Origin of the sequence: Saccharomonospora halophila 8 (assembly GCF_000383775.1) — a bacterium.
GTDB lineage: Bacteria > Actinomycetota > Actinomycetes > Mycobacteriales > Pseudonocardiaceae > Saccharomonospora > Saccharomonospora halophila.
Genome location: NZ_KB912507.1, coordinates 1 through 2,619 on the forward strand (window position 1 = coordinate 1; position 2,619 = coordinate 2,619).

At 72.8% G+C, this 2,619-nt stretch carries 4 protein-coding genes and 1 pseudogene; 3 read left to right on the top strand and 2 right to left on the bottom strand.

Annotation, left to right across the window (positions count from 1 at the left end):
• Positions 1 to 208: 208 nt before the first annotated feature.
• The gene (locus SACHA_RS0106845; protein WP_019808245.1) at positions 209 to 400 is read right to left on the bottom strand and encodes a DUF2795 domain-containing protein; all 192 of its coding nucleotides are present in this window, start codon (positions 398 to 400) and stop codon (positions 209 to 211) included.
• A 99-nt stretch (positions 401 to 499) separates the two neighbouring features.
• On the opposite strand from SACHA_RS0106845, the gene SACHA_RS0106850 reads away from it, so the two are divergent.
• The 3 genes from SACHA_RS0106850 to SACHA_RS0106860 are packed head-to-tail and all read left to right on the top strand — an operon-like array spanning position 500 to position 2,135.
• Positions 500 to 1,072 carry a hypothetical protein gene (locus SACHA_RS0106850; RefSeq protein ID WP_019808247.1) on the top strand — a complete coding sequence of 191 codons (573 nt, stop codon included), beginning with the start codon at positions 500 to 502 and terminating at the stop codon, positions 1,070 to 1,072.
• On the top strand, positions 1,069 to 1,362 hold the full coding sequence (locus tag SACHA_RS0106855; RefSeq protein WP_019808249.1) for a hypothetical protein: 294 nt from the start codon (positions 1,069 to 1,071) through the stop codon (positions 1,360 to 1,362). Before SACHA_RS0106850 ends, SACHA_RS0106855 begins: the two co-directional genes overlap by 4 nt.
• Positions 1,359 to 2,135 carry a metallophosphoesterase family protein gene (locus SACHA_RS0106860; RefSeq protein ID WP_019808251.1) on the top strand — a complete coding sequence of 259 codons (777 nt, stop codon included), beginning with the start codon at positions 1,359 to 1,361 and terminating at the stop codon, positions 2,133 to 2,135. The genes SACHA_RS0106855 and SACHA_RS0106860 overlap by 4 nt, the downstream gene beginning before the upstream one ends.
• A gap of 40 nt (positions 2,136 to 2,175) precedes the next feature.
• Here the strand turns inward: SACHA_RS0106860 and SACHA_RS25030 are convergent.
• A pseudogene (locus tag SACHA_RS25030) lies at positions 2,176 to 2,619 on the bottom strand (serine/threonine-protein kinase); the annotation flags it as partial.

Below are 2,619 nucleotides of genomic sequence, written 5' to 3' on the forward strand. Positions count from 1 at the left end.
GACCCGCGCACGGCTCGCGGTCGGCACGGTGCCGACGACGTCGCCGTCCACGGGGCTGCGGATCGTCAGCGACCGCGTGTCCGCGGTCGCCGGGGCGTCGGGATCCAGGACCGTATCGGTCATCGGGCCATCCCCTCGGGTCGGCCGGGCCGGGAACCCGGCGGGAGCAGGTGCCGCGGCGGGGACCGTGCCCGCGACCGGTCAGCGGTCAGCTCTTCGAGAACTCCGCGCTGACCGCGTTCGGGCCGTCGTAGGTGCGGTCCGGGATGGTGCGCAGGTGATCCAGCACCTCGTCGTCGGCGCCCTCGTCCTGTGCGTGCCGCACCAGATCGTCACGGCCGGCCGGGTAGTCCACCCCGGAGAGGTACTTCTGCATCCGGATCGGATCGGGCTGGGACATAATCTCTCACCTCCGGGCAGCCGCATACCCTCGAACGGATCCGGGTAACCGGCCGATGTGCCGGTCGACCGAGATCAGCTACTGCGAACCACCGTTCGAGTGTCCAACACCCTGCGGTCCGAGGGTGTGCGATTCGCGCTCGCGGGAGGGTGTGCGGTATTCGCGCACGGTGGCCCGGTCGGCGATCACGATCTGGACGTGTACGTGACCGAACAGGACGCACCCGTGGCGCGCAAGGCTCTCAGCGCGGTGGGCATGCGCCCGGTCGACCCGCCCGAGGACTGGCTGACCAAGGTCTACGACGGGGACTTCCTCGTCGACGTGATCTTCCGGCCGAACGGCAGGCCGGTCACCCCGGAGTTGCTCGACCGTGCCGGGGAGAGGCGCGTGGGCGCCACCGTGGCACCTGTGCTGCCCGCCACCGAGCTCCTGGTGGACAAGCTGCTCGTGCTCTGCGAGCACCGGTGCGACTTCACCGGTCTTCTGCCGATCGCCCGTGCGGTGCGAGAGCAGGTGGACTGGCGCAGAGTGGCGAGCGAGACCGAACCGTCCCCGTACGCGCGGGCGTTCCTGGTGCTGCTCGTCGACCTCGACATCGTCGCCGCGGACGACGTCGCGCCCGTACCGATGGCAGCTCCGGGGGTCGGCCGCGGGGAGAGGAGGATTCCATGACCCACCCCGACGACGACGGACGCCCCGCCGGTCCGCACCGTCCGGAGGCCCCCGAGTACCGGGCCGCACGGCTGCGCCGGGCGCTGGCCGAGGACCACCGCACCGCCGAACTCGGCATCCAGGTGCGTGTGCGCGGCGCGGAGGCCTGGCTCAGCGGGTCGGTGTCGTCGGCCCGGTGCCGGGTTCACCTCGACACCGTGCTGCACGAACTCGACCCTGCCCTGACCGTGCACAACGACGTCCGGGTGGTGGAGGTGGGCCAACCCGGTGAACCCGAGGTGCTGCGATGATCCGCATCGCGGCGGTCGGCGACGTGCATCTCGGCCGGGACGCGCGGGGACGGTTACGGCCCGCGCTCGCGCACCTGCCTGAGCGTGCCGACGTGCTGCTGCTGGCCGGCGACCTCACCCGGCACGGCACGCCCGACGAGGCCCGGATCGTGGCCCGGGAGTTCGCCGGACTGGATGTGCCCGTCCTGGCAGTGCTGGGCAACCACGACCATCACGACGACGCCGTGCCCGGCGTGGTCTCGGTGCTGGAGGAGGAGGGCGGGATGCGCGTGCTGGAGGGTGACGGCACGGTGCTCACCGTGGACGGCACCCGGCTTGGGGTGGCCGGGGTGAAGGGGTTCGGCGGCGGCTTCGAGGGCCGCTGCGCCACCGCGTTCGGGGAACCGGAGATGAAGGCCTTCGTCGGCCACACCCGCGACATCGCCGACCGGCTCCGCGCCGCGCTGGGCGCACTCGACTGCGACGTGCGGGTGGCGCTGACCCATTACGCGCCCGTGCCGGAAACCCTGCACGGGGAACCACCGGAGATCCACCCCTTCCTCGGTGCCTACCAGCTCGGCGAAGCGGTGGACGCCACCGGCACCGACCTCGCGCTACACGGGCACGCGCACAACGGGTCCGAACACGGCCTCACGCCGGGCGGTGTCCGGGTCCGCAACGTGGCACAACCGGTCATCCGCGCCGCCTACACCGTGTACTGCCTGGGCGGGGACGACGGGCACGCGCCGGTGCCGGACGCCGGACTCGTCGGGGAGGAGGGGCGGCACGCCTGACCGCCGTCCCTCCGGGTCGGCGGTCGGTCGGCGGTCGGACCTAGCCCGAGCCGACCCGTTCATCGTCGTCGATCAGCGCGTGCCCGTCGCGGGTGGTCATGTACAGGCGGTACACCTCCCGGGACGGCTTCCGGTCCGGGAGGGAGAATTCGAGCTCGACCCGCACGACACCGTCGCGCACGAGTTCCGGGGGGGCCACGATCTCGACCGAGTCGACGCCCGACCAGAACTCCTCGTAGCTCTCCCGGCCGGTCTGCCGGAGGGTGGGGCCGAGCCGTTGCCATGCGGCGTCGGTGTCGGCGGGCAGCAGGGCGTAGTACTCGACGACGGCCTGCACCGGGTCGGCCGGGGCGGACAGTTCCGGCCGGGGCTCCGACGAGGGGGCCGCCGTGCCCGACGTCGTCCGGTCGGAATTCCGCGTGCTCGCGGCGGTCTCCTCCGTCGGTGCGGTGGCGGCGGGCGGTCCGGAGGGCTCCGGCCCCGC

Bases quoted from the DNA above. Each gene is read 5' to 3' on its own strand.
- SACHA_RS0106855 (WP_019808249.1), top strand. From the start codon at position 1,069: ATGACCCACCCCGACGACGACGGACGCCCCGCCGGTCCGCACCGTCCG.
- SACHA_RS0106845 (WP_019808245.1), bottom strand. From the start codon at position 400: ATGTCCCAGCCCGATCCGATCCGGATGCAGAAGTACCTCTCCGGGGTG.
- SACHA_RS0106860 (WP_019808251.1), top strand. From the start codon at position 1,359: ATGATCCGCATCGCGGCGGTCGGCGACGTGCATCTCGGCCGGGACGCG.